22 protein-coding genes are annotated in these 20,349 nt (G+C 63.2%); 15 read left to right on the top strand and 7 right to left on the bottom strand.

Features of this window, described 5'->3' with window-relative positions; translation table 11 throughout:
* Nucleotides 1-25: 25 nt before the first annotated feature.
* Nucleotides 26-490, bottom strand: a complete 465-nt coding sequence (locus J0663_RS29320; RefSeq protein WP_207246002.1) for an Lrp/AsnC family transcriptional regulator — start codon at nucleotides 488-490, stop codon at nucleotides 26-28.
* A 163-nt stretch (nucleotides 491-653) separates the two neighbouring features.
* On the opposite strand from J0663_RS29320, the gene J0663_RS29325 reads away from it, so the two are divergent.
* The 7 genes from J0663_RS29325 (at nucleotide 654) to J0663_RS29355 (ending at nucleotide 5,560) form a co-directional block, all read left to right on the top strand.
* Nucleotides 654-1,433 (top strand): ABC transporter ATP-binding protein, encoded by a 780-nt coding sequence (locus tag J0663_RS29325; RefSeq protein WP_207246003.1) that lies wholly within the window; start codon nucleotides 654-656, stop codon nucleotides 1,431-1,433.
* A gap of 44 nt (nucleotides 1,434-1,477) precedes the next feature.
* Nucleotides 1,478-2,251 (top strand): transporter substrate-binding domain-containing protein, encoded by a 774-nt coding sequence (locus tag J0663_RS29330; protein ID WP_207246004.1) that lies wholly within the window; start codon nucleotides 1,478-1,480, stop codon nucleotides 2,249-2,251.
* A 12-nt stretch (nucleotides 2,252-2,263) separates the two neighbouring features.
* Nucleotides 2,264-2,989 carry an ABC transporter permease gene (locus J0663_RS29335; RefSeq protein ID WP_207246005.1) on the top strand — a complete coding sequence of 242 codons (726 nt, stop codon included), beginning with the start codon at nucleotides 2,264-2,266 and terminating at the stop codon, nucleotides 2,987-2,989.
* Nucleotides 2,990-3,001: 12 nt separating this feature from the next.
* On the top strand, nucleotides 3,002-3,691 hold the full coding sequence (locus J0663_RS29340; protein WP_207246006.1) for an ABC transporter permease: 690 nt from the start codon (nucleotides 3,002-3,004) through the stop codon (nucleotides 3,689-3,691).
* Nucleotides 3,692-3,767: 76 nt separating this feature from the next.
* Nucleotides 3,768-4,676, top strand: coding sequence for a homocysteine S-methyltransferase family protein (locus tag J0663_RS29345; protein ID WP_207246007.1), 909 nt, complete (start codon nucleotides 3,768-3,770; stop codon nucleotides 4,674-4,676).
* Between the two features lie 198 nt (nucleotides 4,677-4,874).
* Complete coding sequence (locus tag J0663_RS29350; RefSeq protein ID WP_207246008.1) at nucleotides 4,875-5,141, top strand: type II toxin-antitoxin system Phd/YefM family antitoxin; 267 nt, start codon at nucleotides 4,875-4,877, stop codon at nucleotides 5,139-5,141.
* Nucleotides 5,138-5,560, top strand: coding sequence for a type II toxin-antitoxin system VapC family toxin (locus tag J0663_RS29355; protein ID WP_207246009.1), 423 nt, complete (start codon nucleotides 5,138-5,140; stop codon nucleotides 5,558-5,560). Before J0663_RS29350 ends, J0663_RS29355 begins: the two co-directional genes overlap by 4 nt.
* Before the next feature lie 30 nt (nucleotides 5,561-5,590).
* Here J0663_RS29355 and J0663_RS29360 read toward each other — a convergent pair whose 3' ends face one another.
* The 5 genes from J0663_RS29360 to J0663_RS29380 form a co-directional block, all read right to left on the bottom strand.
* A complete protein-coding gene (locus J0663_RS29360; protein ID WP_207246010.1) occupies nucleotides 5,591-6,361 on the bottom strand; it encodes an ABC transporter ATP-binding protein in 771 nt (256 codons plus the stop codon).
* Nucleotides 6,362-6,370: 9 nt separating this feature from the next.
* The gene (locus J0663_RS29365; protein ID WP_207246011.1) at nucleotides 6,371-7,354 is read right to left on the bottom strand and encodes an ABC transporter substrate-binding protein; all 984 of its coding nucleotides are present in this window, start codon (nucleotides 7,352-7,354) and stop codon (nucleotides 6,371-6,373) included.
* Between the two features lie 40 nt (nucleotides 7,355-7,394).
* Nucleotides 7,395-8,246: an ABC transporter permease gene (locus J0663_RS29370; protein WP_207246012.1), complete on the bottom strand. Its 852-nt coding sequence runs from the start codon at nucleotides 8,244-8,246 to the stop codon at nucleotides 7,395-7,397.
* Nucleotides 8,247-8,256: 10 nt separating this feature from the next.
* Entirely contained in the window at nucleotides 8,257-9,609 is a 1,353-nt protein-coding gene (locus tag J0663_RS29375; RefSeq protein ID WP_207246013.1) for an LLM class flavin-dependent oxidoreductase, read from the bottom strand.
* Between the two features lie 335 nt (nucleotides 9,610-9,944).
* Nucleotides 9,945-10,730, bottom strand: coding sequence for an IclR family transcriptional regulator (locus J0663_RS29380; RefSeq protein WP_207246014.1), 786 nt, complete (start codon nucleotides 10,728-10,730; stop codon nucleotides 9,945-9,947).
* A 222-nt stretch (nucleotides 10,731-10,952) separates the two neighbouring features.
* On the opposite strand from J0663_RS29380, the gene J0663_RS29385 reads away from it, so the two are divergent.
* Genes J0663_RS29385 through J0663_RS29420 form a run of 8 tightly spaced genes read left to right on the top strand, consistent with a single transcriptional unit; the run spans nucleotide 10,953 to nucleotide 19,137 of the window.
* Complete coding sequence (locus tag J0663_RS29385; RefSeq protein ID WP_207246015.1) at nucleotides 10,953-12,023, top strand: ABC transporter substrate-binding protein; 1,071 nt, start codon at nucleotides 10,953-10,955, stop codon at nucleotides 12,021-12,023.
* Nucleotides 12,024-12,045: 22 nt separating this feature from the next.
* Nucleotides 12,046-13,557, top strand: a complete 1,512-nt coding sequence (locus tag J0663_RS29390) for a sugar ABC transporter ATP-binding protein (RefSeq protein ID WP_207246016.1) — start codon at nucleotides 12,046-12,048, stop codon at nucleotides 13,555-13,557.
* On the top strand, nucleotides 13,554-14,516 hold the full coding sequence (locus tag J0663_RS29395; protein ID WP_207246017.1) for an ABC transporter permease: 963 nt from the start codon (nucleotides 13,554-13,556) through the stop codon (nucleotides 14,514-14,516). Before J0663_RS29390 ends, J0663_RS29395 begins: the two co-directional genes overlap by 4 nt.
* Nucleotides 14,513-15,454: an ABC transporter permease gene (locus J0663_RS29400; RefSeq protein WP_207246018.1), complete on the top strand. Its 942-nt coding sequence runs from the start codon at nucleotides 14,513-14,515 to the stop codon at nucleotides 15,452-15,454. The genes J0663_RS29395 and J0663_RS29400 overlap by 4 nt, the downstream gene beginning before the upstream one ends.
* On the top strand, nucleotides 15,451-16,407 hold the full coding sequence (locus J0663_RS29405) for an amidohydrolase family protein (RefSeq protein WP_207246019.1): 957 nt from the start codon (nucleotides 15,451-15,453) through the stop codon (nucleotides 16,405-16,407). The genes J0663_RS29400 and J0663_RS29405 overlap by 4 nt, the downstream gene beginning before the upstream one ends.
* Nucleotides 16,400-17,710, top strand: a complete 1,311-nt coding sequence (locus tag J0663_RS29410) for an alanine racemase (protein ID WP_207246020.1) — start codon at nucleotides 16,400-16,402, stop codon at nucleotides 17,708-17,710. Before J0663_RS29405 ends, J0663_RS29410 begins: the two co-directional genes overlap by 8 nt.
* A gap of 36 nt (nucleotides 17,711-17,746) precedes the next feature.
* Nucleotides 17,747-18,091 (top strand): RidA family protein, encoded by a 345-nt coding sequence (locus J0663_RS29415; protein WP_207246021.1) that lies wholly within the window; start codon nucleotides 17,747-17,749, stop codon nucleotides 18,089-18,091.
* A 32-nt stretch (nucleotides 18,092-18,123) separates the two neighbouring features.
* Entirely contained in the window at nucleotides 18,124-19,137 is a 1,014-nt protein-coding gene (locus J0663_RS29420) for a succinylglutamate desuccinylase/aspartoacylase family protein (protein WP_207246022.1), read from the top strand.
* A gap of 11 nt (nucleotides 19,138-19,148) precedes the next feature.
* On the opposite strand, the gene J0663_RS29425 is transcribed toward J0663_RS29420, so the two are convergent.
* On the bottom strand, nucleotides 19,149-20,333 hold the full coding sequence (locus J0663_RS29425; protein ID WP_207246023.1) for a hypothetical protein: 1,185 nt from the start codon (nucleotides 20,331-20,333) through the stop codon (nucleotides 19,149-19,151).
* Nucleotides 20,334-20,349 lie beyond the last annotated feature (16 nt).

Consider the following 20,349-nt stretch of genomic DNA (forward strand, 5'->3'; position numbering starts at 1 on the left):
GTCGGGCCGTGCGGCCGCGCCGGCGTTATTCGAGCGGCACGAACAGGCCGAGCTTGACGTCCCGCAGCACGACATTCGTATGCATGCGGCGGATCTGCGGGTTTTCGGCCATGATCAGGGCGGCGATATCGTCATAATGCTCGACATCGCGGGCGGTGACGATCGCGATCAGATCGACCGCGCCTGTGACGTAATAGACCTGCTGGATGTGATCCTGCTTTTCGGCCCAAACGCGAAACTTCGCCAGCGCGTCGTAATTGTCCCGCTCGATCTCCATCCCAACGATGAACACCATCGAGGTTCCCGTCGCCTTGCGGTCGACGACGGCGACTTCCGCCTTGATGATCCCTTCCTCGCGCAGGCGTTTCAACCGCCGCTGCACGGCCGAGACCGACAGGCCGATCCGCTCGGCAATCGTTTCGGCCTTCAGCTGGCAGTCGCGCTGGACGATATCGAGAATGTCACGGTCAAAACGATCCAGTTGTTCCATTATCCAATCCTAATTCTTGCTGTAGCATTTATCGCATTCTGCCGCATTCGCCGCATGAGGAAGATTATTTTGCACAAAATATGCAGAAGAGACAAAAATTGCGCGAAAAAACCGCGTTCTTTTATCATTATCCTTTGCAAATTCAGTTCAGCCGGATCTATGCATGTCAGATCAACTCTTTCCTGCTCTTCGCGTCGAAGATCTCCATAAAAGCTTCGGCTCGCAACAGGTTCTCAAGGGTATTTCGACTGAGGCCCACAAGTCGAATGTGATCTCCATTATCGGCTCATCGGGTTCTGGCAAGAGCACGTTCCTCAGATGCATCAATTTTCTGGAAACGCCGGATCGCGGCCGCATTGCCGTCAACGGCGAGGAAGTCGCGCTGAAAGCCGGCCGCGGCGGGCGGCTGCAGCCGCGCAACTGGCGGCAGATCGAACGGCTGCGCACCGGGCTTGGCATGGTCTTTCAGAGCTTCAATCTCTGGGCTCATCGCACGGTACTGGAAAACGTCATCGAAGCGCCGGTGCATGTGATGGGCATTCCCAGGCGCGAGGCGATCGAAAAGGCCGAGATCTTGCTCAACAAGGTCGGCCTCTTCGACAAGCGCGATGCTTACCCCGCTTTCCTCTCCGGCGGCCAGCAGCAGCGTGCGGCCATTGCGAGGGCGCTCTGCATCGATCCCGCCGTCATGCTGTTCGACGAGCCGACATCGGCGCTCGATCCGGAGCTGGTCGGCGAAGTCCTCAAGGTCATCCGCGATCTCGCGGAAGAAGGCCGCACCATGCTGATCGTCACGCATGAAATGCGCTTTGCACGGGATGTCTCGAGCCGCGTTCTCTTCCTGCATCAGGGACGGATCGAGGAGGAAGGTCCGCCGGAGCAGATATTCGGCGCGCCAGTCAGCGCCCGCTGCCGGGAGTTCACCGGTCTCAGCACCCATTGATGCGCATCTCATCATCGATAACACCAACCAGGAGAATCCTGCGAATGAAACTGCTCCCCATGCTCTTTGCCGGCGCGGCACTTGCTCTTTCCGCGGTCACGGCACAGGCCGAAGTCCGCTTCGGCGTCATGAACGAATCCTATCCGCCGTTCTTTGCCAAGGATGCCTCGGGGCAGTGGCACGGATGGGAGATCGACCTGATGAACGCCGTCTGCGAAGAGATGAAGGAGAAATGCTCGATCGTCGACATTTCCTGGGATGGTCTCATTCCGGCTCTTCAGAGCAAGAAGTTCGACGTAATCTGGTCGTCGATGTCGAACACCGAGGAACGCTCGAAAGTGATCGACTTCACTGACAAATATTACAACACGCCGAGCACACTGATCGGCCCCAAGGACCAGAACCCGGGGGCCACCGCCGAGGATGTGAAGGGCAAGACCATCGGCATCCAGGTCTCGACGATCCAGTCGGAATATTACAAGAAGTATTTTGCCAGTGTCGCCGAGGAAAAGACCTACCAGACGCTCGACGAGGCTTTCCAGGATCTCGCCTCCGGCCGCATCGACTATGTCTTTGGCGATTCGCTCGCGCTTGACGCTTTCCTGAAAAGCGATGCCGGCAAGGATTGCTGCGCCAATATGGGCGATGTCGCCGACGACAAGGAGATCCTCGGGGCTGGCGTTTCGGGCGGCCTGCGCAAGGAAGATACCGAGCTGAAAGCCAAGCTGAACAAGGCGATCGCTGCGGTTCGCGCTGATGGCCAGTATGACGCGATCACCAAGAAATACTTCGATTTCGATATTTACGGCGCGAAGTAAACAGTCCTGACAATGGCGACCGCGCAACAAGGCATTCTGGGCTTGCTCTCCCCCTATCCTCCGGGATGGGGTGGTGTCCTGCTGACGGGCGCGGTCTCCACGGTCGCCATCTCGGCCTGCGCTCTTGCGATCGGCCTCCTACTCGGCACGGGCGGTGCGCTTGGGAAGCTCTCGGGCAATCGCGTGCTGCGCCTGCTGCTGGATGTCTATACCACGGTGATCCGCGCCGTTCCCGAGCTGATCCTGATCGTCGGGCTCTACTATGCGGGCACCGATGGCCTGAACCGGCTCCTGGCCGCGCTGGACCTGCCGCCGGTCGAGGTGAACGGCTTCGTCGCGGCCGTCGCCGTTTTGGGCTTCGTGCAGGGCGCCTATATGACGGAGGTGCTGCGCGGCGCGATCCTCGCCATTCCGATCGGCCAGATCGAGGCCGCCAAGGCCTTCGGCATGGGACCGGTGCTGCGGTTCCGCCGCATCCTGCTGCCGGCGCTGTTGCCGAACGCGCTGCCGGGTCTTGCCAATCTGTGGATGTCGGTCACCAAGGACAGCGCACTGGTCGCGGTCGTCGGCTATCAGGAACTGGCGCTCGCCACCCGTCTCGCCGGGGCGAGCACCAAACACTACTTCGTCTTCTTCCTCGCTTCGGCTCTTCTTTATCTCGCCATCACGCTCGCTTCCAACGTCGTCTTCAAACTGATCGAAGGGCGAGTGCGGCGGGGACAGCCGCGTCTTGCCTGAAGAAAGCGCCCTATGAGTTTCACCTGGATCTCCTCCTATTGGCCGCTGCTTCTGACCGGTGCCTGGCAGACCGTCTCGCTGCTTGTCATTTCCGTGGTGTTCGGTTTCGTCCTCGCCATCGGTCTCGCTTTCGCGCAGGTGAGCGGCGGCAGGCTGACGAGGCTCGCCGCCCGCGGCTACTGCACTTTCTTCCGCGGCACGCCGCTGCTGATCCAGCTTTGGCTCCTTTACTACGGGGTCGGCTCGCTGTTGCCGATGATCCCCGGCATCCGCCAGAGCCTGTTCTGGCCGATCCTGCGTGAGGGCTTTTTCTTCGCTTCCGTCAGCTTCACGCTTAACTACGCGGCCTATGAGGCGGAGGTATTGCGCGGTGCGCTGCTTGCCGTTCCCAAGGGCGAGCTGGAGGCCGGCCAAGCCTTCGGCCTGTCGCCCTGGAAGCTGACCCGCCGCATCTGGCTGCCGCGCGCCATCCGCATCGCCCTGCCGACCATCGCGGGAGAGATCGTCATGCAGCTCAAGGCAACGCCGCTCGCCTTCACGGTGACGGTGATGGATCTCTACGCCGTCGCCAACAAGGTTCGCCAGGACACGCTGCTCGTCTACGAACCGCTGCTTGTCGTCACCCTCTTCTATCTCGCCCTGACCGCAGTCATCGCCCGCGTCTTTCGAGGTCTCGAAGCGCAGGTGCCGGTTCGCCGCTAGGCCGGCGGAAGCTCACACATTGTTTTGACAAGTCCGCCGCCGGTGACGGCACGAAAGCACGAATGGAGACGACCTCATGAGCATAACGCGAATTCTCGATGGCGGCATGAGCCGCGAGCTTCTACGGCTGGGCGCCGAACTGAAGCAGCCGGAATGGTCGGCGTTGGCGCTGATGAATTCACCTGAGATCGTGCGAGAGGTGCACCAGGAATTTATCGCCGCCGGCTCTGAGGTCATCACGACGAACAGCTATGCGCTCGTGCCCTTCCATATCGGCGAAGACCGCTTTCAGCAGGAGGGACCGGCGCTGATCCGCCTCGCAGGCCGTCTGGCGCGCGAGGCCGCCGATGCCGCCCCCGACAGGAAGGTGCTGGTCGCCGGCTCGCTGCCGCCGATCTTCGGCTCCTACGAGCCTGAGAACTTTGAGCCTTCCCGGGTGCAGGATTATCTCAAGGTGCTGGTCGAAAACCTCGCTCCCTTCGTCGACATATGGCTCGGCGAGACATTGAGCCTGATCGCCGAGGGCGAGGCCGTCCGCGAGGCGGTGGCGGCATCGGGCAAGCCGTTCTGGATTTCGTTCACCATTGCGGATGACGAGGCTGCGATCAAGGGCGGCGCGCCGAAACTCCGCTCCGGCGAAAGCGTCGAGGACGCGGCGTCCTGGGCGGTCTCGTCGGGTGCGGCGGCTTTCCTGTTCAATTGCAGCAAACCAGAGGTCATGCGGGGAGCGGTTGACGCGGCGGCACGGGTGTTCCGGGAGAGGAATGCCCAGATCGAAATCGGCGTCTACGCCAATGCCTTCGAAGGGGAAACGGGCGAGCAAGCCGCCAATGAAGGCCTGCACGATACCCGTGACGACTTGAACGACGACGCCTATTCACGCTTTGCCTGTTCGTGGGCCGAAGCCGGCGCAACCATCATCGGCGGCTGCTGCGGCATCGGCGCTGCCCATATTCATCGCCTCAGCAGGACGCTTTCCCGCTGAGGCGATATCTTGGCCGCGGATAATGGTCGCCGTGCCGCCGCTCAGCCCTCGATTGATTCGAGCATATTCATGTGATCATGGCGCAAGGCGCCCATTTCGCCTTCGGCGAGGGCCGTCTGTCATTCTTTCGCGCTGCTTGCCGTTCAGGCATTCACGGCTTATATAGTCATAGTAGTCATTCTGGTCGGAGGGTGAGCAATGCAGACATCACGGCAAGGCGATGAAAGCTGGACCGTTGCCAGTGCAAAGGCGAAGCTTTCCGAGGTGATCGAACGCGCGCAATCCGCGCCACAGACAATCACACGCAACGGCAAGCCCAGCGTCGTCGTCGTCTCCGCTGAGGAATGGCAGCGGAAGACGGCGCGGAAGGGGACGCTCGCCGAATTTCTGATGGAATCGCCGCTCCGCGGCGCCGATCTGGATCTTGAGCGTCAACGCGACGAACCGTCTGATCCGACGCTGTGAAGCTGCTGCTGGACACCAATGTTCTGTCTGAGGTGACGAAGCCGAACCCTGATGCGCGCGTCCTAGAATGGCTGGATGGGCTCGACGAGGATCGCACCTTCATCAGCATCGTGTCGGTCGCGGAGATCCGTCGCGGCGTTGCCCTGATGGACAAGGGACGCAAACGCGATGCACTGGCCGAATGGCTTGTCCAAGACCTGACGCAACGCTTCGAGCGCCGCATCATTGCGGTGGACGAACCGGTTGCCTTGGCCTGGGGAGACCTCATGGGCCATGCAAAGCGGAGCGGCCGCGGGCTGTCCTCGATGGATGGCCTGATCGCGGCCACCGCGATTGCTCATGATCTCAGCCTCGCGACGCGTAACACGAGGGATTTCGAGGGCTTTGGGATCGAGCTGATCGATCCCTGGATTGGATGAAATGCTTCCGTCAGGCTGCAGCCGGCAGCTTCAATGCAGCCCGAACAGATTCAGCAGTTCCTCGCGGTGCCGGACGAATTCCGGCGCGCTGCGGTCGCGAGGACGCGGCAGATCGATATCGATCAGGCGCGGCTCGCCGCCCTTCTCCCGCGGCAGGATGAGGATCCGGTCGGCGAGATAGATCGCCTCCTCGAGATCGTGGGTGACGAGAATGGTCGTCACATCCTCATCGCGCCAGATCCGGGCGAGCTCCTGCTGCATGCCGATCTTGGTCATCGCGTCGAGTGCGCCGAGCGGTTCGTCGAGCAGCAATATCTCCGGCTGGACGGCAAGCGCCCGGGCGATGCCGACGCGCTGCGCCATGCCGCCGGAGAGCTGTCTGGGATAGGCGGCCTCGAACTGCTGCAGGCCGACGAGCTTGACATAGTGGCGCGCCCGGTTCCTCGCCTGCTCGTGTGAGAGGCCTCTCGTTTTCAGTCCGAAGGCGACGTTGTCGAGCACATCAAGCCAGGGAAGTAGGCGCGGCTCCTGGAAGATGACGGCGCGTTCCGCGCCGACGCCACGTACCGCCTTGCCGTCGACGAGGACCTCTCCGGTATCGGACTCCTCAAGACCTGCCAGGACCCGCAGCAGTGTTGTCTTGCCCGAACCGCTCGCGCCGACGATCGCAAGGCTTTCGCCGGAACGGACATTGAGATTGATATCCTTCAGAACCTGCAGGGGTTTGCCGTTCAGCTTGTAGGATTTGGAGAGGTGACGGATCGTCACCTCTCCGCGGCGAATATCCTCGGCGACGCTCATCACCGTTCCTCAATTGCTCGCCGGTTTGGCGTCGGCGGTAAAGCGGATGTCCTTGGCCGCCAGCTGGCCTTGTTTCAGCTTGCCTTCGCGGACGAGGACGTCGATCCAGAACTGGATGTCGCGCTCGACCGGGAGACCGCCGGCGCGTACGCCGTAGCCGCGGAAATACTGCGCGATATCAGCGTTCTCGCCACGTTCGGTCAGCGCCTTGGCCAGGATCTTCTTGGTTTCCTCGGGATGCTCGCGAGCATAATCGAGGGCGCGGGCCGACTGCTCGACGAAAATCTTGGCGGCTTCCGGGTGTTGCTTGATGAAATCGCGGCGCAGGACCACGAAGCCGCCGGCGATGTCGCCGAGTACGTCAGTATCGTCGAAAACCGGGCGCAGGCCGCCGTTCTTCAGCGCCGCACCCTCGAAGGTCGTCTGCCAATAACCGAAGGCGGCGATATCGACCTGCTTGGAGCGCAGGACCTGTTCGAGCTGCGGCCCGGGAACGACGACCTGGTTGGCGGAGTCGCTCGGCAGGCCGACGGAATGCAAGGCCTCGCGGATCGTGTAGTCGAGATGCGCGCCGAGCGTGTTGACTGCGATGCTCTTGCCGACAATGTCCTTGATCGTTTTGATCGGGCTGTCTTCCAGCACGTAGAAGGTCGACTGTACCTCGTCGTTGATGCCGTTCGACGGATAGGCGGCGACGAAGTCGTTGCCGCCGATGATCGAATTGAGGACGGCGGAGGTGGCGGCGCTGCCGATCTCGACATCGCCGGACGCCAGGGCGATGAGAGAGGCCGGTCCGCCCTGGGCATAGCCGACATTCTCCAGCGTGATGCCCGTGCCGTCGAAATAACCGAGTTCGGCGGCAAGTTCATGGGCGGCAAGTCCGCCCTGGCTTGCGAGATAGCGCAGCTTCACCGTGTCGGTGGCTGCGGCCGGCGTGGCAAGACCGAGAGCGATCATCGCCGGCAGGAGGAGATTGCGGGGATGGAACGTCATGGGGATGTCCTTTCGGAAGAGGAAAAGCGATGGAAACGGGTCAGACGTTCGGCTGGGACCAGCGGCAGAGACGACGCTGCAGGAGAACGAGCAGGCCATTCGCGGCAAGCCCGAGAAAGGCGAGCAGAAGGATCGCCGCAAACATCAGCGGGATCTGGAAATTGTACTGGGCATTCATCACCTGAAAGCCGATGCCCTTGTTGGCGCCGATCATCTCGGCGGCGATCAGCAAGAGAAGCGCGGTGGTCGCTGAAAGACGCAGGCCGACGAATATCGCTGGGACGGAGGCCGGCAGGATGACGCGGCGAAAGACGGTCAGCGGTCCGGCGCCATAGGTGCGCGCCATCTCGATGAGCTTCTTGTCCACTTCCTTGACGCCGCCGATCGTGGAGAGCAGCACCGGAAACAGCGTCGCCCAGAAGATCACGAAGATCTTCGACGTTTCACCGAGGCCGAGCAGCAGGATGAAGACCGGATAGAGCGCCAGCGCCGAGGTCTGTCGGAAGAGCTGCAGGATCGGATCGAGCGCCTGTTCGACTGCACGAAACTGACCCATGAACAGACCGAGCGGAATACCGACAACGACCGCGAAGGCGAAAGCGGTTCCGGATCGCTGCAGGCTGATGGCGATGTCATCGAGCAGCGCGCCACTGGCGAGGTTGGTCCACAGGGCCGAGAGGATCACGTTCAACGGCGGGAAGACGGCGGGATTGACCCAGCCCCTGGCGCTCGACACCTGCCAGAGCACGAGAAAGCCGATGAGCAGGCCGTAGCGCGGCAGAAGCGATGCGAGCGTGCCGCGCACATGGGGCGCCAGATTGGAACCGGTGCTTTTGCTGGTTTTCAGGCGGCCGAAACTTCTCGGAAGGGTCTGATTGATCTCATAGGTCATGGCCTGCTCCTCACTCGGCTGCCTGGAGAGCGGCACGTCCGGCAGCCCAGCGGTTGGTGGGGAAAGGCAGGCCGAGGTTTTCCCGCAGCGTCTTGCCTTCGTAAGCGGTGCGGAACAGACCGCGGCGCTGAAGTTCCGGGATCACCAGATCGACGAAGTCATCGAGCGCCGTCGGCAGCCACGGCGGCAGAATGTTGAAACCGTCGGCCGCTTCGTTCTCGAACCATGTCTGCAGCGTATCGGCGATCTGCTCGGCCGTGCCGACGATGGTGTAGTGACCGCGGGCGGACGCGATCCATTGATAGAGCTGGCGGATGGTGAAGTTGTTTTCGTCGGCGATCTGCCGGATGAGGGCCTGGCGGCTCTTCATACCTTCCGTCGGCGGCGCGGGCGGAAGAGGCCCGTCGAGATCATAACCGTGCAGGTCGAGCGTGCCGCCGGTCAGGCCGTTGAGGAGGCCGATCCCGTCCTCTTCGACGATGAGCGAGGTCAGACGGTCGTATTTCTCGCGCGCTTCCGCTTCCGTCCGGCCGACGAAGGCCGATACGCCGGGCATGACTAGGATGTGGTCGGGATTTCGGCCGAGGCCACGGGCGCGCGCCTTGATATCCCGGTAGAACTCCTGCGCGGTTTCAATATGCTGGTGGGCTGTGAAGATGACTTCTGCCGTGGCTGCGGCGAGTCCGCGGCCGTCTTCCGACTGCCCGGCCTGGACGATGACGGGATGCCCCTGCGGCGAGCGCGAGACGTTGAGCGGGCCGCGCACGCTGAAATGCTCGCCGCGGTGGTCGGTGTCGTGCAGCTTCGCCGGGTCGAAGAAGACGCCGGATTCCTTGTCGCGGATGAAGGCGTCGTCCTCGAAGCTCTCCCAGAGTTTTCGGACGACATCGACATGCTCGGCGGCACGGCGGTATCGTTCGGCATGCGGCAACTGCGTATCGCGGTTGAAGTTCTGCGCCGTCAGGTCCCCTGTGGTGGTCACGACATTCCAGCCGGCGCGCCCCCCGGAGATCAGGTCCAGCGAGGCGAATTTGCGGGCGGTGGTGTAGGGCTCCTCATAGGTGGTCGAAGACGTCGCGATGAAGCCAAGATGGGTGGTAAGAGGCGCCAGCGCGGAGAACAGGGTGACGGGCTCGAAGCCGGCCACGCGGGCATTGCCGCCTTCGCGCGCTCCGCCGAAACCGACGGCCAGTCCATCGGCCAGGAAATAGGCATCGAAGAGGCCGCGCTCGGCTGTCAGTGCAAGTTGTTTGTGAAAATCGAAACTGGTCGCGCCGTCGACCGGCTGGTCGGGATGCCGCCATGCGGCAACATGCTGTCCGCCGCCAGGAAGAAATGCGCCGAGCCTGATTTTGCGTGTCATTTCGCGTCCTCTCCGTTCGCCGTCGACAGCCCGGCTTCCCCAGGGTCAGTATTAAACTGGCTGCTGGACTGCTAAGATACATTCCACATAAATTTTATAGAGAAACTTAATTTCATAATTACGGGGGAAGCGTGAATAGATTTGCGGGATCGACTTGAAACTCGAAATTCCACGATCGAGGCAACCGCCCCTCGAATTATAGGGGTCGGCGGCCAGGCGCATTTTTTTCACTGTGGTGATAAGAGCCAAAGGCGGCTACGAGAAGGTCATCCGCCGACGTTCCCTCGCACGAATGTCCGCAGCGAAGGATGTTAGTACACTGATGGGCTCAGGCGTCAGCCTCGTTTCGGTCGGGCCGGGGCATGATCGAGTCCGGTTGCCGCCTTCTTCAAGCAGTCGAGGTAGCGGTCCCGGTTGGCGATGCCGTCATCGCGCGGCGTGACGAGGCAGAGTGTTGCGGCTGCATAACCCTCCTCGCCCCGCACCGGGACGGCAAAACAATGGGTAAAGCTGTCGACGATGCTGTTGAAGGTGAAGAGACCTTCGCGCTCGGCCTGGCGCACCTCGGCGATAAAGGTTTGCGGGTCGAGCCATTCGCCGTTCGGCAGGCGAAAATCCTGCGATGGAATGAAGCTCAGAATTTCCTGATCCGACAGATGCGCGACGAGCAAACGCCCGGAGGCCGTCCACGGGATCGGCACCGACTGGCCGATATCCGTCGAAATTCGGAATGGCCGCGCGCCTTCGCGCATGCGCACGACCGTATATTTGTTTCCATCCAGCATGCAGAACTGCGCCGTCTCGCGCGTTTCATCGGCAAGCTGTTCCAGCGCTGCCTCGCATTCTCGGGTGAAGTCGAAATGGTTTTCATAGGCGGCGCCGAGGAAATAGAGCTTGCGGCCGAGATAGACGCGGCCCTCGCCCCCCGTAAATTCCAGAATGCCGTTGCTCAAAAGCAGGTTGACGAGCTCGTAGACCGATGAGCGCGGCGCGCCGATCTGCGCGGCGATCTCATTCGGCTTCAAAGCCTGTCGCTTCTGGCGCAGGAAATCGAGGATTTCGAAGGCGCGGTCGAGCCCTCGGGCGCGCTTGCCGACTGCTTCGTCCTGAATTGCGTCCATTGCTGTCGATCCCAATTTCTGTTCGGCCAAGCTTTTCAAACCCTCCGCCACATCTGTCAACCGATCCTGTTGTTACCGGCCTACGAAAACTTTTTTCGCCCCTCTTGCGAGGCGGAAAAATCGGCATAAGATTGACGCGTCCGGTATTTAGATCATATGTACATTATATTGGACAATAACAGATGGCAAGCGCTAACGCCGCCACACAAAAAGGGGATCGACATGAAGAATTCTGAAAACAGCATTTCCGCATTGCTGCGTCGCCGTCTTCTCGCCGGCGCTGCCGTTGCCGCCACCCTCCTCGTTTTTTCAACCGGTGCGGCCTCGGCCGCCGCCAACTGCGTCAAGGGAGACAGGAAGGCGCCGTACACAATCGGCTGGGCGAATATCTATTCGGTGCCGACCTGGATGAAGCAGACCGAAGGCACGATCACGGCCGAAGTGGACGAGTTGAAGAAGGCGGGCCTGGTCAAAAACCTGATGATCACCGACGCGCAGGGCAACGCCCAGACGCAGATCCAGCATATCCAGTCGATGATCGACGCCAATGTTGACGCCATCGTCGTGATCGCCGGTTCCTCCACGGCACTCGACCGCGTCATCTCAGACGCCTGCGACAAGGGCATCGCGGTGGTGAATTTCGACAGCATTGTCAACACCGACAAGGTGACCGCGAAGATCAACACCGATTCCAACGAATGGGGCGCAACCGCTGCCAAGTGGATCGTCAGCCAGCTCGGCGGCAAGGGCAAGATCATCGTCATGAACGGCCCGGCCGGCATTTCCGTGAGCGACGACCGCCGCAAGGGCGCCCAGCCGGTCCTCGATGCCAACCCCGGCATTCAGGTAATCACCGAGACCAACACCGAATATAACGTCGCGCCGGCGCAGGAAGCCATGACCAGCCTGCTTTTTGCCAATCCGGAAATCGACGGCGTGCTGTCGCTCGGCGGCGCGCTGTCGGCCGGCTCCGTCCTTGCCTTCGAGCGGCAGGGCCGCGATCAAGTGCCGACGACGGGCGAAAATGCCCGCCAGTTCCTCGAACTCTGGAAGGAGAAGGGACTGAAGGGCTGGGCGACGATGCAGCCCAACTGGCTCGGTGCGCTCTCCGTCTATACCGCGGTCCAGGCGCTGCAAGGCAAGGACGTTCCGGCCTTCGTCAAGGTGCCGCTGCCTGTCATCGACGACAGCACGATCGGCGGCTATCTGGCGCGCGCAGACAAATTCCCGGCCGATGGCTATATCTACTCCGACTACGACAAGGCGCTTTTCGACAAGCTGCTCGCCAAGTAATCCGCGGTTGGGGGTCGTCGACATGGCGGAAGAAAGGCCCCTGCTGGAAGCCCGGCAGGTGTTCAAGGGATTTTTCGGCAATCCCGTTTTGAAGGGCGTCAACATCGCCCTTCTGCCGGGCAGGGTTCACGCCCTGCTCGGCGAAAACGGCGCCGGCAAATCCACTCTGATCAACCTGCTGTCCGGCGCCCTCCAGCCCGATAGCGGGTCCATCCTGATCGACGCCAAACCCGTCGGGCGCTTCAGCCCGGCGGCGGCGCGTGCGGCCGGCATCGCGGTTGTGCAGCAGGAGCTGAGCCTGACGGCCAGCCTGTCGATCGCCGAAAACATCGGGATCGGCGCCTTTCCGCGCCGGCTCGGCTTCATCGACTACGGAGCGCTTCACCGCGGCGTGCGGGATGTCTGCGAGATGGTGGGGCTCACCGAGCCGCTCGATCTGCCGGTCGCCGATCTCGCGCTTGGCCGCCGTCAGATGGTGGAGATCGCCAAGGCGCTGTTCCGCAAGCCGCGCGTGCTGATCCTCGACGAGCCGACCTCGTCGCTCTCCGCACACGAAGCCGGCATCCTTGCCCGGCTGATCGAGACGCTGAGCGCGCGCGGCACCGCCCTGCTCTATATATCCCACCGCCTCAACGAGGTGCAGTCTCTGTGCTCGCATGTCACGGTGCTGAAGGACGGGCTGGTCACGGCGGACCAATCGCTCTCCGGCATCGACGGCGAAGGGCTGGTCCGCCTAATGGTCGGCCGCGAGACCGGCGACCTGTTTCCGCCGCGCCCGGCTGCCGCGCCCGGCGACACGCGCATCCAAGTCGAAGGTTTTTCCGCCGGCATGGTGCGCGACATCGATCTGTCTGCCCGCGCCGGCGAGATCGTCGGCATCGGCGGACTTGTGGGGCAAGGGCAGGAAGACCTGCTGCTCGGCCTCTATGGCGCCATTCCGGCCGCAGCAGCGCGAGCGCAAATATCCGGCAAACGCCTGCCCGCCCATGTCCGCGAGGCGAATGCGGCGGGCATCGTTTATGTCCCGGCCGACCGCAAGCACGAGGGGCTGGTGCTGCCCCATTCGATCGCCTCCAATCTCATCCTGCCCTCGCTCGGAAGGCTTGCCGGCAAAGGCTTGCGCGACCGGCGGGCGGAAAATGGCCTTGTCGCCGATCTCGCGCGCCGGCTGACGATCAAGGGCGACACGGCCCGCCCGGTGCAGGCGCTCTCCGGCGGCAACCAGCAGAAGGTGGCGCTTGCCAAATGGTTGCCGCTCGATCCCGCCGTTCTGCTGCTCAACGATCCGACGCGCGGCGTTGATATCGAGACCAAGCGGGAAATCTACCTGATGCTCCGCGCTTTCGCCGCCGAGGGCCGGCTCGTCATCCTCGCCAGTTCCGATACGCCCGAACTCGTACACCTCTGCGATCGCGTCGTGGTTCTACGCGAGGGGCGCATCGCGGCGGTTCTATCGCAGGATGAGATCAGCGAAGGAGCGATCGTCGGGGCGGCCATGGGCATCGCAACGGCGGCGCAGGGAGAGGCGGCATGAACGCAAATTCCTCATTTCGGCTCTATCATTCGATCCAGATGCGCCGCAACCGCGGCCTCGCCGGCCTCTATCTTGTGGTTGCGGCGTTCCTCATCCTGTACGCGATGCTCTTTCCCGGCATTCTTTCGATCGGCGGCTTCTCAAAATTCACGCAGAACTGGTTCCCGCTCGCGCTCGTCACCATGGCGCAGGCACTGCTGATGCTGAATGGCGGCATCACGCTGGCGATCGGCCCGCTGGTCAGCCTCGGAGCGGTGATCGCGGCGACGACGATGGAAGGGACGCTCGGCGTGCCGGGCGGCATTCTTGCGGTCGCGGTCACAGGCCTTGCCATCGGCGCCGCCACCGGCGCCATCGTCACGCATCTGAGGCTCCCTGCGATCATCGTCACGCTCGCCGGCTCCTTCATCATCGGCGGGGTCGCGCTCATCCTGCTGCCGCGGCCGGGCGGGGCCATTCCCGAATGGCTGTCGACGGTGCTGGCCGGCCATACGCCCGTCGCCTTCCTGATGCTCGTCGTGATCCTGGCGCTCTGGAAGGCCTTTCTCGCCACGCCGCTCGGCCTCGGCATCTACGCCGCCGGCGACAACCCGGTCGGGGCTTTCCGCTCCGGTGTGCCGCTCGAACGGGTAAAGGTCACCGCCTTCGCGCTTTCCGGTCTCCTTGCAACGCTGACCGGTCTCTTCGTCGCCGCCCAGACCGGGTCGGGTGATCCCGTCATCGGCACGCCCTTCACGCTGAACTCGATCGCCGCCGCCGTGCTCGGCGGCGTCGGTTTCCTCGGCGGCAAGGGTACGATGCGCGGCGCGATCTGCGGCAGCCTGCTTCTCTCGGTCATGATCAACGTGATGTTCTTCCTCGGCTTCCCGCCGGTCGCGCAATATGTCGCGCAGGGGTTGATCATCGTCGGCGCGGTCGCCGTGCCGGAACTTCTGTCGCAACGGAGAACAAGGCGATGAAGGTGATCCGGTCCGCCTTCCGCAATCCGCCGCTGCTGACCTTGCTTCTGGTCGCGCTCGTCTGGATCGCCGCAAGCGCCTCGCTGCGCGGTTTCGGCGCCTATGGCCACTTGCGTTATCTGCTCGAACTTGCCGCGGTGATCGGAATCGCTGCCGCCGGACAGACGCTGGTCATCCTGATGGGCGGCATCGATCTTTCCGTCGGCGCCGTCATCACCGTCACGGCAATCCTGCTGCCGCTGATGTCGCCTACATGGGATCCGACCGGCCTCGCGGGCATCGCGGCAGCCCTTGCCATCGCCACCGGCATCGGCCTGATGAACGGCGCGGGTGCGGCCTACCTTCGCGTGCCGCCGATCATTATGACGCTTGCCATGGCGACCTTCCTGCAGGGGCTGCTGGTCATCGTTGCCGGCGGCAGCGCCGTCACCGTCAGCAACCCTGCGGTCATACTGCTCGGGCAGGCACGGCCCCTCGGCATTCCCGCGGGCATCATGCTCTGGCTCGTCGTCGCGATCTTTGTCCTCCTTCTCGTTCACCTCATGCCGATCGGCGCCCGTTTCCTGGCGCTCGGGGCGAACCCGCTGGCCGCGCGCCTTTCCGGCGTCAGCGTCAAGCGCAATACGCTAATCGCCCACACGCTGTCGGGCTTTTTTGCCGGTCTTGCCGGCATTCTCGTTCTTGGCATGAACCGGCAAGGCTATGTCGGCATCGGCGACCCTTATCTCTTGACCTCGATTGCCGCCGTCGTGCTCGGCGGCACCTCGATCCTCGGCGGCCGCGGCACCTATGCCGGGACGATCCCGGGTGCGATCCTGCTTGTGACGACGACGGCACTGATCACCGTCGTCAACGCCTCGCCCGGTTGGCGGTCGATCATGTTCGGCACGCTGATCCTCGCCCTTCTGCTGGTTTCCGGCCGCGAGGCACGCCGATGAGCGGACGCTACGACGGGCCGGTGATCGACCCGCACCACCACCTCTGGGACCTCAAGCTGGGACGTCATCCCTGGCTTGAGAAGGCGCAGGCATCCGGCGAGGATATGGTGTTCGGAAGCCTCGCACCGCTCCTGCGCGACTACGGCATCGATGATTATCGTGCCGATGCTGCCCGTCAGAACGTGATTGCGTCAGTGCATGTGGAAGCCGGTTGGTCCCTCGTCTATCCCCTGGAAGAGAGCCGCTGGCTGGATGGCCTCGACCGCAGCTCCGGCGTGGCGCACCGCTATATCGCCCGCGTTCCCCTCGACGGACCGGACGCCCTGCGCCTGCTGGAGACGGAAGCGGAAAATTCCAACGTCGTCGGCATCCGCGATATTTTGAGTTGGCATCCCGATGCGGCGAAGCGTTTTGACCCGCGTCCACATCGCATGAGCGATCCCGCCTGGCGGGCGGGGCTTGCCCATGCGACGCGGCTGGGGCTGGTCTTCGACCTGATGCTCTATCCCTGGCAGATGGACGAGGCGCTCGCGCTCGTGGGTGATTTTCCGGGCACGCTTTTCGTGCTCAACCACGGCGGAAGCCCCGTAGACCGGACGCAGGAAGGAATGGCGCTCTGGCGCCGCGGCCTGCGGGCGCTCGGCAAAGCGCCGAACGTGCGGCTGAAGATTTCCGATCTCGTCGCTTATGATCACGTTTGGACGCTTGAAAGCCTGCGACCGGTGATCGAGCATTGCCTCGACTGCTTCGGCCCGGCCCGCGCCATGTTCGCCAGCGACTTTCCGGTCGCCGGCCTGCACGCCTCTTTCGACGAGGTCTACGAGGTTTTCCGCACGGTGGCCGCTGAGTTCTCTCTCGACGAGCAGCGTGCACTGTTCTTTGCCACCGCCAACGACACCTACCGTCTCGGCATCGCCGACCTGGCCGAAGCCCGGAGGGACTGCCATGTCTGACCTTCATGCTGCGATGGAAAATGTGCTGATCGACGAGCGGGTGCGGGGTTTTCCGCCGGGCCATCCGCCGCTTGCGCTCTCGGACATCGGCAAGCAGGGCTGGAAGCCCTATGACGGCAGAATGGCTCTGCCGCTGATCTCGCTCGACCGGCAAGCCTTCTCCTCCAATGTCGAACTGATGATGGCCTATGTGAAAAGCCAGGGCGCCGACATCGCTCCGCACGCCAAGACGCCGATGTCGACCGCGCTGTCGGACACCCTTCTGGCGGCCGGTGCCTGGGGTTCGACGGTCGCCGATATTCGTCAGGCCGCCGTCCTGCTCAAGGCGGGACAGCGCCGGCTGATCCTTGCCAACGAGGTCGGCGGGCTGGCCGCCGCACGGCGGCTTGCGGCCCTGCTCGGCCAGTATCCCGATGCGCAACTCCACGTCTTCGTGGATTCGACGGCGCTCGTCGAAGCGCTCCGGTCCGCCTGGCGAGAGCGTACGGATCTGCCGCCTCTCGGCTTGCTGGTGGAGTTCGGCGCCGGCCGCGCCGGCATTCGCAGCGACGCTGCCGCCGAGGCGATCCTCGATGCGATCCTTGCCGCGGAGACGCGGACTTTCCGATTGAGCGGCATCGCCGCCTATGAAGGCGCGGCCGCGACCGCCGACACGCAAGAGACGATGGTTCGCATCGACGCGCTGTTGGCGATGACATCAGATTTTCTGGCGAAGCTGCGCGCCGGCATCGGCAACGAGCGGCCGCTTCTCGTCACGGCCGGGGGCTCGGTCTTTTTCGATCTTGTGATCGCCAGGCTTTCCGCCGCCGTTGCGGCCGATCCCGCTTGCCGGCTGGTGCTGCGTAGCGGAGCGATCTTCTTCCACGATCACGGCGTTTACGAGCGCGGCCTTGCCGGCCTCGATGCGCGCGGCGGTTTCCGCTTGAGCGGAGAGACGGTTTCGGCGGCCGCGGGCTTCCGTCCGGCGCTTCGGGTCTGGGCCGAGGTACTGTCGCGGCCGGAACCGCGGCTCGCAATCTCAGGCATGGGCATGCGCGACGTGGCGATGGACCAGGGTCTGCCTCGGCCGCTGGCGCTTTATCGCAACGGGTCGCATGTTGCCGACCTCATGGGCGCCGAAGTTTTCCGCCTCAACGATCAGCACGCCTTCGTCGCCCTTGCAGAGGCGAGCGACGTCTTCGTCGGCGACGTCATCGAGTTCGGCATCTCGCATCCCTGCACCTGTCTTGACCGGCACGCCATTCTCTACGGCCTCGGTCCCGATCATTCGGTGACCGCCGCTTATTTGACCAGCTTCGGCTGACCTCCCCTCCAAAAGCAAGAAAAGGAAAACCTGCCCATGATCCAGCGTTATCAGAAAGGCTCGCGAATGAGCCAGGCCGTCAGCTATGGCGGTTTCGTCTACATTGCCGGCCAGGTCGCGGAAAACCGCAAGGCTGATATCGAAGAGCAGACTCGCGACGTGCTTGGCAAAATCGACGCCCTTTTGAAGGAAGCCGGTACGGACCGCTCGCGGCTTATCGCCGTCAATGTCTTCCTGCCGGCGATCGTCGATTTCGAGGCGATGAACAGCGTTTATGACAGCTGGATCGACACCGAAAACCCGCCGGCCCGCGCCTGCACCGAAGCACGTCTCGCCGATCCCGATCTGCGTGTCGAAATGACCGCGGTCGCCGCCCTCTGACGGCCGGCCGAACGGCCCGCACTGGAGACATCATGCACAGCGGCCTCGTCAATCCGATCGATTTCTCGCACCAGGGGCGGCAGGCCGACTACCTCGCCATCCCCTATTCGGTGGACCGTTCGCCCTATTATCAGATCCGCATCCCGGTCCTTCGCCTGCAGAATGGCGAGGGACCATCCTTGCTGCTGATGGCCGGCAATCATGGTGACGAATATGAGGGTGAACTCCAGCTCGGCCGACTGATGCGGCTGTTGGACGTTGCGGCAATCCGCGGCGCCGTGACCATTCTGCCGATGGCGAACCTGCCCGCGGTGATGGCGGCCAAGCGCTGCTCGCCCTTCGACGGCGGCAATCTCAACCGGGCCTTTCCTGGCGATCCCATGGGGTCACCAACGGCGCGGATGGCGCATTTCCTCGAACACGAGCTCTTTCCGCGCCACGACGTCATACTCGACCTGCATTCGGGCGGCACGTCGATGGCGCACCTGCCCTGCGCGCTAATCGAGCGGCAGGCTGATGCCGTCCGCTTCGAGCGCTCCGTCGCGCTGATGCGCGCGCTCGGCGCGTCATATGCCTTCATCGCCGATAACGGAGCAGCGGCGCCGACATCGATGGGGGCTGCCGCACGGGCGGGGACCATCGGCCTTTCCGGCGAGTTCGGCGGCGGCGGAACCGTGACTCCCGAGACGATGACCTTCACGGTGGCGGCGCTCGACCGGCTGCTCTTGACACTCGGCATCGTTGATCGCCCGGTCCTGTCGCGCGTACCGCTCGTTCAGCCCGGGCCGCTGCAGCTGCTTTCGCTATCCCGGCACAGCCAGGGCATCTATGCGAGCCGCAGAGGCTGGTTCGAGCCGGCTGTCGCGCTCGGCGCCACCGTCGCTGCCGGTGATCTCGCCGGATGGTATCATGACCTGGAACGCCTCCAGCAGCCGGAGGAAGAGCTGCGTTTCGCCGAGAGCGGTATTGTCATCTCCCACAGGCTGCATTGCGATAGCCAGGCCGGCGATTGCCTGATCCAGGTGGCCGAACCCATCGCCGCCTGAGCGCGGATCGTTCAAGTGATTGCGCCGACCGCCGCCTTGACCCAGTCGAGACGTTTTGCCGGTATCAGGCCGTAATTATAGAAATTGACGCCGTTGGCGCCGGCATCGATGGCGGCCTTGGCACGCGCGGCGAGCACCGCGGCTTCACCGACTTCGGGATAGAAGACCCGCAGGCCGACGCCGAGAAACTTGTCCGGCCCGATGGCCGCCCGGCCGGCGCGGATGACGTCGCCGACGGCATCCGGCGCCATGTCGTAGCAGCAGAGGATCACCCCGTCGCAGAGTGTGCCGGCGGCTGTAAGATCGACGCCGCCGAGCCAGCCGTCCTTCAGATCGATCAGCACGATGCGGCTCGCCGGATCGGCGGCCGCCTTGATCTCGCCGATCAGGCTGGTCACCGGTTCGCTGCGCCAGGCGAGATAGGCATGGAGATAGGGGTGGTGGCGGAAGGCATCGATACCGGCTCCGGGGAAATCCGGAAACTGCCGCTCCGGCACGGCCCGTTCGCAGAGTTCCGCAATGAAGCCCGCCACCAATCGCCGCGCGCCTTCGACCGGAACGCCGGACTTTACGGCGCGCGTCGTGCAATGGTCGCAGAAGCAGAGCGACAGCAGGAAATCGTCTTCGGCATTCAGGCCGACGCCATCTTTTTCGTGATGGTATTCATGCGCGAAGCCCATGAAATTCGGGCTTTCGAGTTCCACCATGTCGGGCCGGTAATTCACCGTGATGTCGCGGACAAGGGTGACGGCATAATCCCGCGCCGCCGGGCTGGAAGGGCAAAGATTGTAATAGTTGGGATTGCCGAACGCGTTGCGTGTCACGTGGTCGGGATGCAGCATGCCGAGGCGGCTATTGTGGAGGCAGACCGTCCAGCAGGAGACCTTGAGACCAGTCGCCTCCCGATCCCTGATGAGTGCTTCCAGCATATCGCCGCGCTCGGTCACATTGCTGGCCATCAGCGGCCGGATCACCTTGTCCTGCCACAGGCTTTCATCCGGCCAGAAGTAGACCGTCCCGTCCTCGGGAAAATAGGCCTTCTGCTGCGGGCTGCGCGGCTGCAGGAAACGGCCAGCATGATAGGAGGTCGCCAGGCTGACCGTGGTGAGGCCCGCCCGGCCGGTAAGCTCGGCGGCAAACGCGTCGAGTCCCTGGTCCTGGATGTCCCAGGGGTAAGTCCACATGGATAGATGCATGGCGCGCTCCCGTCCA

Source organism: Rhizobium lentis, from assembly GCF_017352135.1.
In the GTDB taxonomy this organism is placed as follows: domain Bacteria; phylum Pseudomonadota; class Alphaproteobacteria; order Rhizobiales; family Rhizobiaceae; genus Rhizobium; species Rhizobium lentis.

What these genes read in the sequence shown, in the direction of transcription:
- J0663_RS29320 (WP_207246002.1), bottom strand. Translation starts at nt 490, where the DNA reads ATGGAACAACTGGATCGTTTTGACCGTGACATTCTCGATATCGTCCAG.
- J0663_RS29325 (WP_207246003.1), top strand. Translation starts at nt 654, where the DNA reads ATGTCAGATCAACTCTTTCCTGCTCTTCGCGTCGAAGATCTCCATAAA.
- J0663_RS29330 (WP_207246004.1), top strand. Translation starts at nt 1,478, where the DNA reads ATGAAACTGCTCCCCATGCTCTTTGCCGGCGCGGCACTTGCTCTTTCC.
- J0663_RS29335 (WP_207246005.1), top strand. Translation starts at nt 2,264, where the DNA reads ATGGCGACCGCGCAACAAGGCATTCTGGGCTTGCTCTCCCCCTATCCT.
- J0663_RS29340 (WP_207246006.1), top strand. Translation starts at nt 3,002, where the DNA reads ATGAGTTTCACCTGGATCTCCTCCTATTGGCCGCTGCTTCTGACCGGT.
- J0663_RS29345 (WP_207246007.1), top strand. Translation starts at nt 3,768, where the DNA reads ATGAGCATAACGCGAATTCTCGATGGCGGCATGAGCCGCGAGCTTCTA.
- J0663_RS29350 (WP_207246008.1), top strand. Translation starts at nt 4,875, where the DNA reads ATGCAGACATCACGGCAAGGCGATGAAAGCTGGACCGTTGCCAGTGCA.
- J0663_RS29360 (WP_207246010.1), bottom strand. Translation starts at nt 6,361, where the DNA reads ATGAGCGTCGCCGAGGATATTCGCCGCGGAGAGGTGACGATCCGTCAC.
- J0663_RS29365 (WP_207246011.1), bottom strand. Translation starts at nt 7,354, where the DNA reads ATGACGTTCCATCCCCGCAATCTCCTCCTGCCGGCGATGATCGCTCTC.
- J0663_RS29370 (WP_207246012.1), bottom strand. Translation starts at nt 8,246, where the DNA reads ATGACCTATGAGATCAATCAGACCCTTCCGAGAAGTTTCGGCCGCCTG.
- J0663_RS29375 (WP_207246013.1), bottom strand. Translation starts at nt 9,609, where the DNA reads ATGACACGCAAAATCAGGCTCGGCGCATTTCTTCCTGGCGGCGGACAG.
- J0663_RS29380 (WP_207246014.1), bottom strand. Translation starts at nt 10,730, where the DNA reads ATGGACGCAATTCAGGACGAAGCAGTCGGCAAGCGCGCCCGAGGGCTC.
- J0663_RS29385 (WP_207246015.1), top strand. Translation starts at nt 10,953, where the DNA reads ATGAAGAATTCTGAAAACAGCATTTCCGCATTGCTGCGTCGCCGTCTT.
- J0663_RS29390 (WP_207246016.1), top strand. Translation starts at nt 12,046, where the DNA reads ATGGCGGAAGAAAGGCCCCTGCTGGAAGCCCGGCAGGTGTTCAAGGGA.
- J0663_RS29395 (WP_207246017.1), top strand. Translation starts at nt 13,554, where the DNA reads ATGAACGCAAATTCCTCATTTCGGCTCTATCATTCGATCCAGATGCGC.
- J0663_RS29400 (WP_207246018.1), top strand. Translation starts at nt 14,513, where the DNA reads ATGAAGGTGATCCGGTCCGCCTTCCGCAATCCGCCGCTGCTGACCTTG.
- J0663_RS29405 (WP_207246019.1), top strand. Translation starts at nt 15,451, where the DNA reads ATGAGCGGACGCTACGACGGGCCGGTGATCGACCCGCACCACCACCTC.
- J0663_RS29410 (WP_207246020.1), top strand. Translation starts at nt 16,400, where the DNA reads ATGTCTGACCTTCATGCTGCGATGGAAAATGTGCTGATCGACGAGCGG.
- J0663_RS29415 (WP_207246021.1), top strand. Translation starts at nt 17,747, where the DNA reads ATGATCCAGCGTTATCAGAAAGGCTCGCGAATGAGCCAGGCCGTCAGC.
- J0663_RS29420 (WP_207246022.1), top strand. Translation starts at nt 18,124, where the DNA reads ATGCACAGCGGCCTCGTCAATCCGATCGATTTCTCGCACCAGGGGCGG.
- J0663_RS29425 (WP_207246023.1), bottom strand. Translation starts at nt 20,333, where the DNA reads ATGCATCTATCCATGTGGACTTACCCCTGGGACATCCAGGACCAGGGA.